General features: G+C 71.5%; 10 protein-coding genes. 9 read left to right on the top strand and 1 reads right to left on the bottom strand.

Annotated elements, in window-relative coordinates:
• Positions 1-60: 60 nt before the first annotated feature.
• The 4 genes from G6O68_RS09145 to G6O68_RS09130 all read left to right on the top strand — a co-directional run bounded on the left by G6O68_RS09145 (position 61) and on the right by G6O68_RS09130 (position 6,260).
• Positions 61-1,572 carry an MFS transporter gene (locus G6O68_RS09145; protein ID WP_165246850.1) on the top strand — a complete coding sequence of 504 codons (1,512 nt, stop codon included), beginning with the start codon at positions 61-63 and terminating at the stop codon, positions 1,570-1,572.
• Positions 1,573-1,871: 299 nt separating this feature from the next.
• On the top strand, positions 1,872-3,101 hold the full coding sequence (locus tag G6O68_RS09140) for a hypothetical protein (protein WP_165246848.1): 1,230 nt from the start codon (positions 1,872-1,874) through the stop codon (positions 3,099-3,101).
• A gap of 140 nt (positions 3,102-3,241) precedes the next feature.
• Positions 3,242-3,484 carry a hypothetical protein gene (locus tag G6O68_RS09135; protein ID WP_165246846.1) on the top strand — a complete coding sequence of 81 codons (243 nt, stop codon included), beginning with the start codon at positions 3,242-3,244 and terminating at the stop codon, positions 3,482-3,484.
• 154 nt (positions 3,485-3,638) lie between these two features.
• Entirely contained in the window at positions 3,639-6,260 is a 2,622-nt protein-coding gene (locus G6O68_RS09130; protein ID WP_165246843.1) for an MGH1-like glycoside hydrolase domain-containing protein, read from the top strand.
• Between the two features lie 25 nt (positions 6,261-6,285).
• Here the strand turns inward: G6O68_RS09130 and G6O68_RS09125 are convergent, their stop codons facing one another.
• Entirely contained in the window at positions 6,286-6,840 is a 555-nt protein-coding gene (locus tag G6O68_RS09125) for a GNAT family N-acetyltransferase (RefSeq protein WP_165246841.1), read from the bottom strand.
• A 461-nt stretch (positions 6,841-7,301) separates the two neighbouring features.
• On the opposite strand from G6O68_RS09125, the gene G6O68_RS09120 reads away from it, so the two are divergent.
• From G6O68_RS09120 to G6O68_RS09100, 5 genes are all read left to right on the top strand, one after another.
• Positions 7,302-7,883 (top strand): hypothetical protein, encoded by a 582-nt coding sequence (locus tag G6O68_RS09120; protein ID WP_165246839.1) that lies wholly within the window; start codon positions 7,302-7,304, stop codon positions 7,881-7,883.
• Between the two features lie 43 nt (positions 7,884-7,926).
• On the top strand, positions 7,927-8,556 hold the full coding sequence (locus tag G6O68_RS09115) for an HdeD family acid-resistance protein (RefSeq protein WP_165246837.1): 630 nt from the start codon (positions 7,927-7,929) through the stop codon (positions 8,554-8,556).
• Positions 8,557-8,691: 135 nt separating this feature from the next.
• A complete protein-coding gene (locus tag G6O68_RS09110; protein ID WP_206108056.1) occupies positions 8,692-10,878 on the top strand; it encodes a peptidase domain-containing ABC transporter in 2,187 nt (728 codons plus the stop codon).
• A 17-nt stretch (positions 10,879-10,895) separates the two neighbouring features.
• A complete protein-coding gene (locus tag G6O68_RS09105) occupies positions 10,896-12,287 on the top strand; it encodes an HlyD family secretion protein (protein WP_165246835.1) in 1,392 nt (463 codons plus the stop codon).
• Positions 12,284-14,260, top strand: a complete 1,977-nt coding sequence (locus tag G6O68_RS09100; RefSeq protein WP_165246833.1) for a TolC family protein — start codon at positions 12,284-12,286, stop codon at positions 14,258-14,260. The genes G6O68_RS09105 and G6O68_RS09100 overlap by 4 nt, the downstream gene beginning before the upstream one ends.
• Positions 14,261-14,432 lie beyond the last annotated feature (172 nt).

The following is a 14,432-nucleotide window of genomic DNA, read 5'->3' as shown; positions in this document are numbered from 1 at the left end:
CTGATCGGTCGTCGCGCGCCGCGAACCCTTCTCTCCACCGTTCGATGACCGAGGGCGCCCATGCCGTCTGATTCCTCACCCGCCCCCGCCGCCCCGAGCGCCCTGGACCGAGCCCGGGGCAAGGCGTACCGGCGGCTCCTGCCGCTGTTGTTCATCTGCTACGTCGTGGCCTACGTGGACCGGACCAACGTCGGCTTCGCGAAGCTGGAGATGGAGAAGGACCTGGGCCACCTGGGGTTCACGGAGTCGGTCTTCGGCTTCGGGATGGGGGTCTTCTTCGTCGGCTACCTGCTCCTGGAGATCCCCGGCTCGGTCCTGGTGGAGCGCTGGAGCGCCCGCAAGTGGATCTTCCGGATCATGTTCACCTGGGGGCTGGTGGCCTCGCTGACGGCGTTCGTGCACTGCCGGGTGCCGGTGGTGACGGCGGCGATGGAGAGCCTGACGGGGGCGATGGCCCGGGGGCTGGAGGCGGTCTCGGGCGGCGGGCCGGGCTCGTACGTGGAGTCGCTGCGGGGGGAGGGCTCGGCGTTCGTGGCCCAGTTCTGGGGCGTGCGGTTCCTGCTGGGGCTGGCCGAGGCCGGGTTCTTCCCGGGGGTGATCGTGTACCTCTCGCACTGGTTCCCGCGCCGCGACCGCTCGCGGGCGCTGGCGACGTTCTTCATCGCCGCGCCGATCTCGCAGATCCTGGCCCCGCCGATCTCGAACGCGATGCTGAAGTTCCCCGGCGGGCCGTGGGGCCTGGCCGGCTGGCAGTGGGTGTTCATCCTCTGGGGGATCCCGGCCGTCGTCCTCAGCTTCGTGGTGCTGGCCTACCTGACCGACCGCCCGGCGCACGCGACCTGGCTGACCCCGGAGGAACGCGAGGCGCTCCAGGCCGAGCTGGACGACGAGAAGCGTCGTCACGCGGCGACGGGGCACTTCACCATCGCCCAGGCCCTGGCGCACCCGAAGGTCCTGCTGCTGGCGCTGGCCTTCTTCCTCTGCACCTGCGGCAACTACGCGGTGGAGATGCAGATGCCGTCCATCCTCAAGGACTGGTACAAGCTGGACGTGAACACGGTGGCCTACCTGCTGATGATCCCGCCGATCGGCTCGCTCGTCGGCCAGATCTTCGTCGGCTGGAACTCCGACCGGACCAACGAGCGGCGCTGGCACGCCTGCCTGCCGATCCTCCTGGGGGCGGCGGCGATGGCCCTGATCCCGCTGACGCACGGCGACCTGTCGACCCTGAGCCTGGGCCTGACCGTGCTGGGGTTCACCGTGGCCCTGATCGGCTTCAAGGCCTATCTCCCCGCGTTCTGGACCCTGCCGGGGATGTTCCTGACCGAGTCGGCCGCGGCGGCGAGCATCGGCTTCATCAACTCGGTGGCCAACCTCGGCGGCTGGATCGGCCCCACCCTGGTCGGCGTCCTGAAGGAGAACACCGACTCGTACGACCGATCGCTCTGGATCCTCTCCGGCTTCATGGTGATCGGCGCGTCGATCATCGCCGGCCTGGGCGTGGGGGGCCGGCCGAAGCCCGAGGCCGAATCCGACCGCGAATCCGTCCCGGCGCGCGCGGCCGAGGCGTGACCCGGCCGGACGTGCGAGTGGGCCGTCGCGGCTGATTCTCCGGGTCTTCGGGCGTGGTTCCTGGAGATTCGGACCGGCCTGGTCTCTCGCCCCGTGGCAACGAACCGCCGGTGAACGACACGAAAGGTGGAGGGTTGAGCGATAGCTTCGGGGATCACGCCCGTCATACGATGCCAAGCCGATTGCACGAAGGTTTTGACCGCCGACGACCGCTTCGACCATAACGGCAACGGATCGATCCGCTGCGCGACCAGCGTGATCCCTGCAACCCCGTCGTATCACTGGTGGGAGGAGGAGTCATGCCCCGAGGCGATTTCACCGCGGGGGAGTCGACGGGTGGCCCGCGACTCCTCGTGATCCTCGCGACGGCCCTCGCAGTCGCCGGGGCCGGCTTCTCCACGTTCGCCGAGAGCTTCGAGGCGGCGGTCGCCCGCCTGAGGCGCCCTGCGGTCGGCATAGGGATGGCGGACTTCAAGGATCGCGTCGGCCTCGACGGCTATCGGTCGGAGGCCGACGCCCTCGCCAAGGCCTATGAGCCGGCCGCGGCCGGGTTCCTCCGGTCCAGAACCAAAGGCCCGGACATCGATTCCGCCCTCCTCGCGCTGCTGACCTTGGCCGTCCTCGCCGACGAGCCGAACGCCGCGGCCGAGCTGGCCGGCTGCCTCCGCGATTCGGGCTTCAGCGACGCGCACGTCCTGATGGCCCTCACGTACGCTCCGGCCCCGACGGCCCTCGCATCGGCCGAAGAGGCCCTGGCTCGCCTCGACGCCCAACCCAAGGCCCTCGCCGCCGCCGCCGCCCTCTTCCGTTTCTTCGGCGACGCCCATCACGCCTCCCTCCTGGAGGCCGACCTGGCCCGCCTCCCGGAATCCGCTTTGAGACTCCGAGAGGAAGCGACGCGCGATCTCGTCGCCCTCCGCCAACGCCTGGCGCGGCCCGACGAGGAACGCCGCGCCTGGGCGGCCCAGGACCTCACCGTCTGGCGTGCGATCCGATTGATGCCGGACATGCATAGCGTGAATTCCGAGCTATGGCACCAGGCTGGGAAGGCCTGCGCCGCAACTCGGTTCACCCCGGCCTTCCTCAAGGACCGGCTCGGTGCTTCGACCATCGACCTCTATGAACTGCGACTGCTTCTCATGATCGCGGGTATCCAGCGTGAGACCGCGGTGGTCCCCGAGCTCACGATGTTCGTCGAGACCGCCCGAAGGTCCTGGGGAGACGCCATGGACGCCCTCCTGTCCATCGGGACGCGGGAGGCCCTGGCCCCGGTCGAACGCCTCATCGTCCCGCCCAAGCCTCCGGCCGAGGGCGGCCCGATCGACGGGATGAGCGCCGAGCGGCTCGAAGAGGTCCAGCGCGGGGCACTGGTGAGCTCGCTCTGCGAGCGTCTGGCGCGATGCGGAGATCGCGCGACTCTCCGGCTTATGGAGTCCCTGGCCGCCGACACGGCGTATCCCCCCCGAGAGAGGGACGCGTTCGCTCGGGCTCGCGACGCCATCCGAGCACGTCTGGGAGCCGGCCCGTGATCGGCCGGTCCTCGCGTTTCGTTGCCACGGAGCGAGAGACCAGGCCGGTCCGAATCTCCAGGAACCACGCCCGAAGACCCGGAGATTCAGCCGCGACGGCCCACCAGGAGTTCGACACGCTCGATTTGACGGATAGGACGATGGACATGAATTCGCCGTCAGTTGTCGTGGGCTTGACGAGGTTTGAAGCCGTCGTCTTCGTCGATTTCTTGATGCGGTACAGGGACAAGGCACGCCTCAGCGTGGTGCACGAGGCCGAGACCCAACTGCTCTACGAACTGTGCGGCATGGTCGAGCAGCAATTGCCGGAATTGTTCGACCCAGCATGGCGTTTGCTGATCGAGCGAGCACGGGCGGAGGTCCTTGCCGACCCGGACGTGTAGCGAATGGCTCACTGGAAGCGTCCACGAGGCCGCACGCCTAGTCCGTCAATTTGGGTGTGAGCCACCAGGCTCGATCGACCGGGCCGCCCGCCCGCCCCGACGACGACCGTCGAGGGCGAGGCCGGCCGGCGACGCCGAGGGGGGACGACCGACGATGAGCGCCGAACGCGCCAGGCTCGCCGAGGACGACGGGACGGCCGGACCGTGGAAGCTCTGGGGGCCGTACCTCTCGGAGCGGCAGTGGAGCACGGTCCGCGAGGACTACTCGGCCGACGGGAACAACTGGACCAGCTTCCCCCACGACCACGCCCGCGGCCGCGCCTACCGCTGGGGCGAGGACGGCCTCCTCGGCCTGGCCGACCGCGAGTGTCGCCTGGCCTTCGCGGTCGCCCTCTGGAACGGCAAGGACCCGATCCTCAAGGAGCGGCTGTTCGGCCTGGCCAACCCCCAGGGGAACCACGGCGAGGACGTGAAGGAGCTGTACTACTTCCTCGACGCCGTCCCCACCGGCTCGTACCTCAAGGCCCTGTACAAGTACCCGCAGGCCCCCTTCCCTTACGACGAACTCGTCGCCGAGAACGGCCGGCGCGGGTTCCTCGACCCCGAGTACGAGCTGGCCGACACCGGGATCTTCGACGAGGGCCGCTACTTCGACGTGCAGGTCGAGTACGCCAAGGCCGCGGCCGACGACGTCCTCATCCGGATCACCGTCTCCAACCGGGGGCCCGACCCGGCCCCGCTCGTCGTCCTGCCGACGCTCTGGTTCCGCAACACCTGGTCCTGGGGGGGCGGCTACGAGCACGAGTGGGGCGTCCCCTCGATCCGTCGCGACGGCGACGGCGTCGTCGCCGAGCACGCCACGCTCGGCCGCTACCGGCTCGACGACCGGGGCCCGGACGAGTGGCTCTTCACCGAGAACGAGACCAACTTCGAACGCCTCTTCGGCGGCGCGAACCGCACGCCGTACGTCAAGGACGCGTTCCACGCCTATGTGATCGAGGGCCGCGCCGAGGCCGTGAACCCCGACGGCGCGGGCACCAAGGCCGCGACAGTCCACCGCCTGGAACTCTCCCCCGGCGCGAGCGAGACCATCCGCCTGCGGCTCCGGCCGGCCGACGCGCCCGGCGAGCCGTTCGGCGACGGCATCGACGCGGTGTTCGACGCCCGCCGGGCCGAGGCCGACGCCTTCCACGCCGACCTCGGCCCCGGCCTGGATGCGGGACGCGCCGCGGTGATGCGGCAGGCGAACGCGGGGCTGATCTGGAACCAGCAGTTCTTCTACTACCACGTCCCGGACTGGGTGGCGGGCGACCCCGCCCAGCCGGCGCCCCCCGCGCACCGGACGCACCCCAACCAGGATTGGGGCCACCTGCACGCGCGCGACATCCTCTCGATGCCCGACGTCTGGGAGTTCCCCTGGTTCGCCGTCTGGGACACGGCGTTCCACATGATCTCCCACGGCGACCTCGACCCAGGCTTCGCCAAGGACCAGCTCCTGCGGTTCCTCCGCGAGTGGTACATGCACCCCAACGGCCAGCTCCCGGCCTACGAGTTCAACTTCGCCGACGTGAACCCGCCGGTCCACGCCTGGGCGTGCCGCCGGGTGTATGAGCGATCGGGGCGGACCGACAAGGCGTTCCTCGCCCGCGTCTTCCAGAAGCTGGCGCTCAACTTCACCTGGTGGGTCAACCGCAAGGACTTCACCGGCCGCCACCTGTTCGCCGGCGGCTTCCTGGGCCTGGACAACATCGGCGTCTTCGACCGCTCCAGCCCCCTGCCCACCGGCGGCCACCTGGAGCAGGCCGACGGCACCGCCTGGATGGCCTTCTTCTGCGTCGAGATGCTGGAGATGGCCCTGGAACTGGCCAGGGACGACCCGGCGTATGAGGACATGGCCAGCAAGTTCTTCGAGCACTACCTGGCGATCACCTCGGCCATCAACACGATCGACGGCACGGGCCTCTGGGACGAGGCCGAGGGGTTCTACTACGACCACCTCCACCTCGACGGCAAGATGACGCCGCTGCACGTCCGGTCGATGGTCGGCCTGATCCCGCTGTTCGCCGTCGGCCTGCTCTCGCGCGAGACGCTCGACGCCCTGCCGAACTTCCGTCGCCGGGTGGAGTGGGTCGCGAAGAACATGCCCCGGGCCTCCGCCCACCTGGAGCTTCCCGGCTCGCGGCCCGACCCGGGGGACGACCACTACCTGCTCTCGATCCCCTCGAAGGACCGGCTCCTGCGGCTGATGAAGTACGTCCTGGACGAAGGGGAGTTCCTGTCGGATTACGGCGTGCGGTCGCTCTCGCGGGTCCACGCCGAGAAGCCGTTCGTGATCCGGGTCGGCGAGGCCGAACACCGCGTCGAATACGTCCCGGCCGAGGCCGACAGCGGCCTCTTCGGCGGCAACTCCAACTGGCGAGGGCCGGTCTGGTTCCCGCTGAACTTCCTGCTGGTCGAGTCGCTGGAGCGCTACGGCGCCTTCTACGGCGACGCCTGCCAGGTCGAGTGCCCGACCGGCTCGGGGAATTGGGTCACGCTGACCGAGGCCGCCGACGAGATCGCCCGCCGCCTCACCCGGCTGTTCCTCCCCGACGAGGACGGCCGCCGCCCCTGCCACGGCGACGACCCCCGCTACGCCCAGGACCCGAACTGGAAGGACCTCGTCCTCTTCTACGAGTTCTTCCACGGCGACACCGGCCGGGGCTGCGGCGCCAACCACCAGACCGGCTGGACGGCCCTCGCCGCCACCCTCCTCCGCGACCGCCACGGCGCCTGAGCCGAGCCGGACCGACCACCCGCCCTCAAACCGGGGCGGGCGGCGTGGAACCTCCCGGCCCCAGGCTGCGCTGCATGACGACCACGTCGACCCAGCGGCCGAGCTTGTAGCCGACGGACTTCATCGAGCCGACCGGCTCGAAGCCGAACCGGCGATGGAGGTGGATCGAGGCCGGGTTGCCGCCGTCGCCCACCACGGCGAGCATCTGCCGCCAGGGGCCGGCCTCGCAGCGCTCGATCAGGGCCCCGAGCAGCGCCGAGCCGATCCCCCGCCGGGCGAAGCCGTCGGCGACGTAGATTGAATCCTCGACCGTGAACCGATACCCCGCGCGCGGGCGGTAGGTCGACGCGTAGCAGTAGCCGACGATCCGGCCGTCCCGCTCGGCCACGAGGTAGGGGAGGCCCAGGGCGAGGACCGCCTCGCGGCGAACGGCCATCTCCTCGGTCGTGGGGGGGACCTCTTCCAGGGTCGCCCGCCCGTTCAGGACGTGGTGGGCGTAGACGGCCCGGACGGCCTCCATGTCGGACCCCAGGGCGTCGCGGACGACGATCGGCGGTCCCGGGCTCGGATGATCGGTCATCGCGGCTTCATCGCTCTCGGATCGAACGGGCGGCCGGCGCGCCGACCGCGCCCGTCCCACGACGGATTATGACCGACTCGCCGACGCCGGCCAAGCGCGACCCGCCGGGTGGGGATCGCCCTCGACCCCGGCGAGCATGAACCCCACGGCGTCTTCGTCTCCTCGTGGTCCGGGCGGCCCGCCCGGACGGCGGGAGCCCAGGCCTTCCACATCCGGGCGGGCCGCCCGGACCACGAGAGCACGAGGGGCCACCCGGTTCAGGGACCCCGCCGGGCGCAAGGGTCCCGGCGTCGGGCCGGTCGCCCGAGTTCGAGCGATTTTCCGGCCTCATCGATCTCACGGCCGCCGGCGACGTCCTACGTTATGCGTGGCGGCATGCGGCCACGGCGATCCCGGGCCGGGAGGCCGAGGCGCTGAAGTCCGGGCGGGAGACGCCCGGGGCATCCTCAAGGAGCGACACCATGACCCGCACCCGGTTCGGCACCTTCTCGTTGGCGGCGATCGCCTGGCTGGCGGCCTCCGCGACCGCCTCGGCGGGCTTCCTGGGGAGCACGATCACCTCCCAGTATTACGCCTACGGCTCGAAGTCGGGCGCGGGGACGACGTTCACGGCCGACGGGCAGGCGCACGCGCGGTTCGCGAACTACTTCGACGTGATCGCCACCGACTCGCAGATCATCTACGAGTATCGATCCCCGGTCGTCTGGTCGGCGTCGGCGGCGTCGCTGAACCAGGACGGACTTTACATCGAGAACGGCAACCTCTTGACCTTCGCCGACGCGCCGTCGATCATCGGGGTCGCGATCAACGCGGCGACCAACGTGTCCCGATTCTCGGCGGCGAACGTGACGTTCCACGAGGGCGCCCTGGCCGTCAACTGGGCGCGGTTGTCGTTCACTTCCGGGTCGCGCATCGTGCTGGACCTGACGGCCGCCCCCCCCGTCGTCGCCGAGCCTCCCGCCCTGGCGCTGATGCTCGGCGGGCTGGCGTGCGCGGCGGGGGCCCACCGGTCGCGTCGACGTCGACGCGGCCCCGACGCCTGAGCGCGACCTCCGAATCCCCCCTCCATCTCCGCGAGGTAAGGCCATGAGCACCGAGGCGAGAGGCGTCGAGGTCGTGCGGTTCCGTCGGGAGCTGCGGCACGAGCTGGAAGCGATCCGGGGCCGCTGGATCTGGCTCCTGATCCTGGGCATCGCCCTGGTCGCGTTCGGGATGTTCGCGATCGCCGCGCCGTTCATCTCGTCCGTGGCGACGGTCCTGACGATCGGCGTGCTGCTGATCATGGCGGGCGTGGCGCAGCTCGTCGGGGCCTTCTGGACGCGGGACTGGAGCGGGTTCTTCCTGGTCCTCTTGATGGGCGTCCTGTACGCGGTGATGGGGGTGCTGTTCCTCAACCGCCCGATCGAGGCGATGGCCGCGGTCACGCTGCTTTTGGCCTGCGTGCTGCTGGTGGGCGGGGCCTTCCGGACGATCGTCTCGGCCTGGTACCAGTTCCCGCAGTGGGGCTGGGTGTTCGTCGGCGGGCTGCTGCAACTGGGCCTGGGCTTGCTGATCTGGCAGGGCTGGCCCGAGACCTCGCTCTGGGTCGTGGGCCTGTTCGTGGGGATCGACATGATCTTCACCGGCTGGACCTGGGTCGCGCTGGCGCTCCGCCTGAAGCGGCTGGGCCACCGGCTGCCGCCGCTCCCGGATCCGGCCGCCTCGACCTCGGCCTGACGCCGGCCGGCTCGAAGACGACCTTGATTACGCGACAAGAAAGTCTATAGTCCTTCGTAGGGGATCGGGCCTCCGGCCGCGATCGCTCCCGTCCTCGGCCGGGTCGGCGGGCGGATCCCCGACGAAGGAGGGTCGATGGGCGGAGACTTCCTGGAGACGCTCGAATATCTCGCCGAGACGACCGGGGTGGAGTTCGACCCCCGGCTGGCTCGTTCCTCGCTGAGTCGGGCCTGGCGGGAGATCCCGGGCGAGACGGGGGCGATCTGGCCGGCCCTCTTGAAGCGGGTCGGCGGGGATGTCGGGCTCCGCGTGGTCGGGGTGAAGGCCCCGTTGCGGGAGGCCCTGGCGACGGCCTCGCCGGTCACGCCGGTCGCGGCCTTCGGCGGCGGCCGCTGGGTGGTGGCGACGGGCCGCCGGGGCCGCCGGACGCGGGTCGCCGCGATCGCCGAGGGGGAGGCCGACCGCTGGGTCGGCGAGGCGGAGCTGGCCGGGCTGCTGGGCCTGGCGAACCCCGCCGAGCCGGCGGATTGGGCGCTCGTGCAGGCCCTCGCGACGTGCTCGTCGCCGCACGGCGGCCACGGCCACGACCACCACGGCCACGAGGCGATGACGCCGTTCCGGCGGCTGGTGGGGCTGATCCGCCCCGAGGCGCAGGACGTGCGGGTGGTGTCGGCCTTCGCGGTGGCGGTGGGGCTGCTGTCGCTGGCCACGCCGCTGGCGGTGGAGTCCCTGGTCTCCACGGTGGCGATGAGCCTGCTGACCCAGCAGCTCGTGGTCCTGTCGCTGGTGTTGCTGGTCTGCCTGTCGCTGGCGGCGGCCATCCGGTCGCTGCAGACGTTCGTCGTGGAGATCCTCCAGCGCCGGCTGTTCGTCCGGGTGGCGTCGGACCTGGCGCACCGCCTGCCCCGGGTGCGCGTCGACGCCTACGACCGCGAGTACGGCCCGGAGCTGGCGAACCGCTTCTTCGACGTGATGACGGTGCAGAAGGTGGGGGCCTCGCTGCTGCTGGACGGGCTCACGCTGGTCATCCAGGCGTTCTTCGGGCTGGTGGTGCTGGCGTTCTACCACCCGTACCTGCTGAGCTTCGACCTGGTGATCCTCGCGGCTTTGGCCTTCGCCGTCTTCCTGCTGGGCCGGGGGGCGGTCGCCACGAGCATACGGGAGTCGCGGGCGAAGTACGCGGTCGCCGCCTCGCTGGAGGAGCTGGCCCGCTCGCCCCTGGCGTTCAAGCACGACGGCGGCGCGGAGTTCGCCATGGCCCGCGCGGACGCCCTGACGCGGGCGTACCTGACGGCGCGGGGCGAGCATTTCGCCGTCGTCCTGCGCCAGGTCGTCTTCGCGCTGGGGTTCCAGGCGGCGTCGACGGCGGCCTTGCTGGGGCTGGGGGGCTGGCTGGTGATCCAGGGCCAGCTGACCCTGGGGCAGCTGGTGGCCGCCGAGCTGATCGTGGCCACGGTCGCCGGCTCGTTCGCCAAGCTGGGCAAGCACCTGGAGGGCTGGTACGACCTGATGGCGGCGGTCGACAAGATCGGCCACCTGATCGACCTGCCGATGGAGCGTCGCGACGGCGAGCCGCCGGCGACGACGGCCGGCGGGGCGGAGCTGGGGCTGCGGGGGCTGAGCTATGCGTACGGGGGCCGCCGGCCGGTCCTCGACCGGCTCGACCTGTCGCTGGCCCCGGGCGAGCGGGTGGCGGTGGTGGGCCCCGGGGGCTCGGGCAAGAGCACCCTGGCCGACCTGATCCTCGGCCTTCGCGCGCCGACGGCCGGGCACGTGGCGCTCGACGGCGTGAACCTCCGCGACCTGCGGCTGGATTCGATCCGCGAACGCGCGGCCCTGGTGAAGGGGCTCGACGTGATCGAGGGGACGATCCTGGAGAACGTCCGGATGGGCCGACCCCGGATCTCGCAGGCGGACGCCTACGAGGCCCTGGAGTCGGTGGGCCTGACCGACGAGTTCGCGACGCTCGACGAGGGCCTGCACACGCGGCTCGCGCCCCACGGCGCGCCGATCTCGCAGGGCCAGGCCCGCCGGCTGATGCTGGCGCGGGCGCTCGCCGGACGCCCCCGGCTCCTGGTCCTCGACGAGTCGCTCGACGGCCTGGACCTGGACTCCCGGCGGCGGGTGCTGGAGACCGTCTTCGACGACTCGGCCCCGTGGACCCTGCTGGTGATCACCCACGACCAGGACGTGGCGCGGCGCTGCGACCGCTGCGTCCGCCTGCGGGGGGGCCGCTTCGACCACGCCACGGCGGCGATCGAAGGCCCCGCCGACCACGCCCCCGCGGCGATCGAAGGCCGCGGCCCGGACCTGGATTATTGAACGCCGGAGGCTCGCCGATGGAAACCCGCGCGATCGAAATCCACGCCCCCCAGGCCCCCCGCGTCGCCGGCCGCCGCGGGCACCTCGTCGCGGCCGAGATGCCGGCCCTCCGGCTCGTCCAGCAGCCCCGTGCGGCCCTCTTCCTGGCCCGGGCGCTGACCCTGCTGCTGATCGCCGCTCCCGTCGCGCTGGCCCTGGTGCCGTGGCGCCAGACGGTCTCCGGCAGCGGCCGGGTGATCGGCTTCGACCCGCTGGACCGCCAGTTCACCGTCGAGGCCCCGATCTACGGGCGGGTCGTCGAGTGGTACGTCGCCGAGGGGTCCCGGGTCGAGGCCGGGCAGCCGATCGCCCGGATCGCCGACAACGACCCGAACTACATGGGCGCCATCGAATCCCAGCGGGAGGCGAGCGAGCACAAGCTGGAGACGGCCGCCGAGGAGGTCAAGATCTACAGCGACGTGATCGAACGCTTCCGCGAGGTGCGGGACATGGCCGTCCAGTCGGCCAAGAGCTACATCGACGTGGCCGAGCAGAAGATCCTCGCCGAGCAGCAGGAGCTGGCCGCCGCCCAGATCGCCCGCGACACCGATCGGCTCCAGTCCGAACGCCTGGCGCGGCTCCTGCCGCAGGGTTTGGCCTCAAGGCGCGATTGCGAGCTGGCCGAACAGAAGTACCGGGAGAGCGCCGCCAAGTATCAGAAGGCCTCGGCCGCGCTGGAGTCGGCCAGGATCGACAAGCAGGCCAAGGCGGCCTACCTCGCCGAGGTGTCGGCGAAGACCCAGGCGGACATCCGCAAGGCCGAGGGGGAGGTCCAGAAGGCCCTGGGCAAGGTGGACGAGTGCGAGAAGGAGCTGCAGGAGGTGCGGGTCAAGGTGCGGCGCCAGCAGACCCAGCAGATCGTGGCCCCGCGGGCCGGCACGATCCTCCGGCTCCTGGTCAACCAGGGGACCGAGCAGGTCAAGGACGGCGAGCCGATCGCGACCCTCGTCCCGGACGCGGCGACGCTCGCCGTGGAGCTCATGGTCGACGGCAACGACGTGCCGCTCCTGCAGCCCGGCGACCCCGTCCGGCTCCAGTTCGAAGGCTGGCCGGCGGTGCAGTTCGCCGGCTGGCCCTCGGTGGCCGTGGGGACCTTCGGCGGCCGGGTCGCCCTGGTCGACTCGACGGACGACGGCAAGGGGAAGTTCCGCATCGTCGCCCTCCCCGCCGAGGGCGAGGCCTGGCCTTCCGAACGCTACCTCCGCCAGGGCGTCCGCACCAAGGGCTGGGTGCTGCTCCGCGAGGTCCGGCTCGGCTACGAGCTGTGGCGTCGCGTGAACGGCTTCCCCCAGATCATCGCGGATGCGGAGCCGAACGCCAAGGAGGGCGGCGGCGAGAAGGACAAGGTCAAGAGCAAGAGGCCGAAATGAGACTCCGGACGAGCACCCTCGGCCCGCCGACGACCCTGGCCCTGGCCCTGGCCCTGGCCGCGCCGGGGGCGGCCGCCCAGGGGATGCCGTCGATCAGCCTCCCGTCCGAGCCCCGGACCTCGCTGCCGTTCGGGACCCAGCCCGACCTCTTGCCGGGCCCTCCCCGGGCGATGGGCGAGGTCCCGGCGGGTGACAGCCCCCCCTCGACCCTCCCCGGCCGCGTCTTCGGGCAGCCGCCGCGCGCCATGGGGGAGTCGCCGGAGATCCCGCCCGTCGACTCGACGTCCGGCCCGTTCGCGCCGGGGCTCGACCGCGCCCCCTCGGCCCTCCCCCCGCGATCCTCCACGGGCTCCCCGTTCTCCCCGCCGGAGAGCCTGTTCCCGGTCCCGTCCGGCTCCCCCTTCTACCGGCTCTTCCCCCGCCTGCCGGGCGCGGCCGAGGGCCGGTCCGACGAGCTCCCCCCCGCGCTGCCCGACGCCGAATCCCGGACCCCGGCCGCGGTCCTGGGGGCGGCGACGGGGCCGCCGCTGGGCCTGGGCGAGGTGCTCCGCTCCGTCGAGGGGACGCACCCGCTGCTGCTCTCGACCTTGCAGGAGCGGGGGATCGCGGCCGGCGACCTGCTCTCGGCCCAGGGCGCCTTCGACCTCAACCTCAACATGGACTCCCGCAACTATCCGCTGGGCTACTACAACCGGGGCGTCCACGACGTCTTCTTCGAGCAGCCGACGGCGTGGGCGGGGGCGAAATTCTTCGCCGGCTACCGCGTCGCCCAGGGCAATTTCCCGACGTACTACAACTACCTGAACACCCGGGGCGGCGGCGCCTTCGTGGGAGGCATGGAGCTGCCGCTCCTGAAGAACCGCGAGATCGACGCCCGCCGGGCCAAGCTCTACCAGGCGGAGATCGAGCGCCGGAAGGCCGAGCCCACCGTCCTCAAGCAGCGGATCACGCTCTTCAAGGACGCCTCGAAGTCGTACTGGGCCTGGGTGGCCGCCGGCAAGACCTTCGCGCTCTACGGCGAACTGGTCCGGGTCGCGGAGCTGCGCAACGAGGGCCTGGAGAACCAGGCCCGCGCCGGGCTCGTGCGGACGATCGACCTGGCGGACTTCCGGCGGATCCTGCTGTCGCGGCAGCAGCAGCTGATCGCGGCCCAGCGGCGGGCCGAGCAGGCCTCCATCGAGCTGTCGCTCTACGCCCGCGACGGCTACGGGATGCCCCGCCTGCCCGACGCCGGCCGGCTCCCCCGGACGTTCCCACCGACCCCGGCCCCCGACCCCGACCGGCTGGACCGGGACCTGGAGGTCGCGCTCCGGCTCCGCCCCGAGATCTACTCGCTGCGGCTCCAGGCGCGGAAGGCCGCGGTCGAGCGACGTTACGCCCAGAACCAGCTCCTCCCCTCGATGAACCTCTACGTGTACACCGAGCAGAACTTCGGCCCCCGCGCCGTGGACCTGCTCGGCGACTTCCGGCCCTTCATCATGGAGGCCTCGCTCCTGTTCGACGTGCCGATCCAGCGGCGGTACGCCAAGGGCCGCGTGATCGCCGCCGACTCGACGATCCGCCAGATCGACGCCCTGGCCCGCTTCGCCGTCGATCGGGTGAGGGCCGACGTCCAGGACGCCACGTCGGCCCTGACGACGGCCTACGAGCAGGTCGTCCGCTACCGCGAGAACGTGGAGCTCGCCCGGCGGCTGGAGGCCGCCGAGGCCGCCCTGGTCCGCGAGGGGGGGAGCACCGTCCTGTTCCTCAACCTCCGCGAGCAGGCGGCGGCCGACGCCGAGGTCCTCCGCGTCGACGCCGAGGCCAAGTACTTCGCCGCCCTGGCGGAATACCACGCGGCCCTGGGGCTCGACGCCGTGCCGGCCGACGCCCCCGTCCCCGACGAATCCGAGGCCGCCCCCTCGCGCCCCGGCCCTAGCCCGGCCCCGGGGCCGGGGCCGGGAGATCCCGCGCCGATTTCCTCGGGCGGTTGATCTTCGCCGCGAATCTGATATCATCTCTCGTCGAACGCCCTCCCCGAATCCCGACCACGCCGGAGCCACCCGCACGGCCCTCGCGTCCCCCAGGGACGCGCCTCTCCCCAAGGACGAGGCGGTTCGCCGGATTCGGTCCTCGCTCATTTGGATCCATCTTGCCCACCCGACG

The organism is Paludisphaera soli, assembly GCF_011064595.1.
Taxonomy (GTDB): domain Bacteria; phylum Planctomycetota; class Planctomycetia; order Isosphaerales; family Isosphaeraceae; genus Paludisphaera; species Paludisphaera soli.
Note: the sequence above shows the minus strand (reverse complement) of the source record. Positions and strands in the feature narration are given on the sequence as shown.

What these genes read in the sequence shown, in the direction of transcription:
- G6O68_RS09145 (WP_165246850.1), top strand. Translation starts at nt 61, where the DNA reads ATGCCGTCTGATTCCTCACCCGCCCCCGCCGCCCCGAGCGCCCTGGAC.
- G6O68_RS09140 (WP_165246848.1), top strand. Translation starts at nt 1,872, where the DNA reads ATGCCCCGAGGCGATTTCACCGCGGGGGAGTCGACGGGTGGCCCGCGA.
- G6O68_RS09135 (WP_165246846.1), top strand. Translation starts at nt 3,242, where the DNA reads ATGGACATGAATTCGCCGTCAGTTGTCGTGGGCTTGACGAGGTTTGAA.
- G6O68_RS09130 (WP_165246843.1), top strand. Translation starts at nt 3,639, where the DNA reads ATGAGCGCCGAACGCGCCAGGCTCGCCGAGGACGACGGGACGGCCGGA.
- G6O68_RS09125 (WP_165246841.1), bottom strand. Translation starts at nt 6,840, where the DNA reads ATGACCGATCATCCGAGCCCGGGACCGCCGATCGTCGTCCGCGACGCC.
- G6O68_RS09120 (WP_165246839.1), top strand. Translation starts at nt 7,302, where the DNA reads ATGACCCGCACCCGGTTCGGCACCTTCTCGTTGGCGGCGATCGCCTGG.
- G6O68_RS09115 (WP_165246837.1), top strand. Translation starts at nt 7,927, where the DNA reads ATGAGCACCGAGGCGAGAGGCGTCGAGGTCGTGCGGTTCCGTCGGGAG.
- G6O68_RS09110 (WP_206108056.1), top strand. Translation starts at nt 8,692, where the DNA reads ATGGGCGGAGACTTCCTGGAGACGCTCGAATATCTCGCCGAGACGACC.
- G6O68_RS09105 (WP_165246835.1), top strand. Translation starts at nt 10,896, where the DNA reads ATGGAAACCCGCGCGATCGAAATCCACGCCCCCCAGGCCCCCCGCGTC.
- G6O68_RS09100 (WP_165246833.1), top strand. Translation starts at nt 12,284, where the DNA reads ATGAGACTCCGGACGAGCACCCTCGGCCCGCCGACGACCCTGGCCCTG.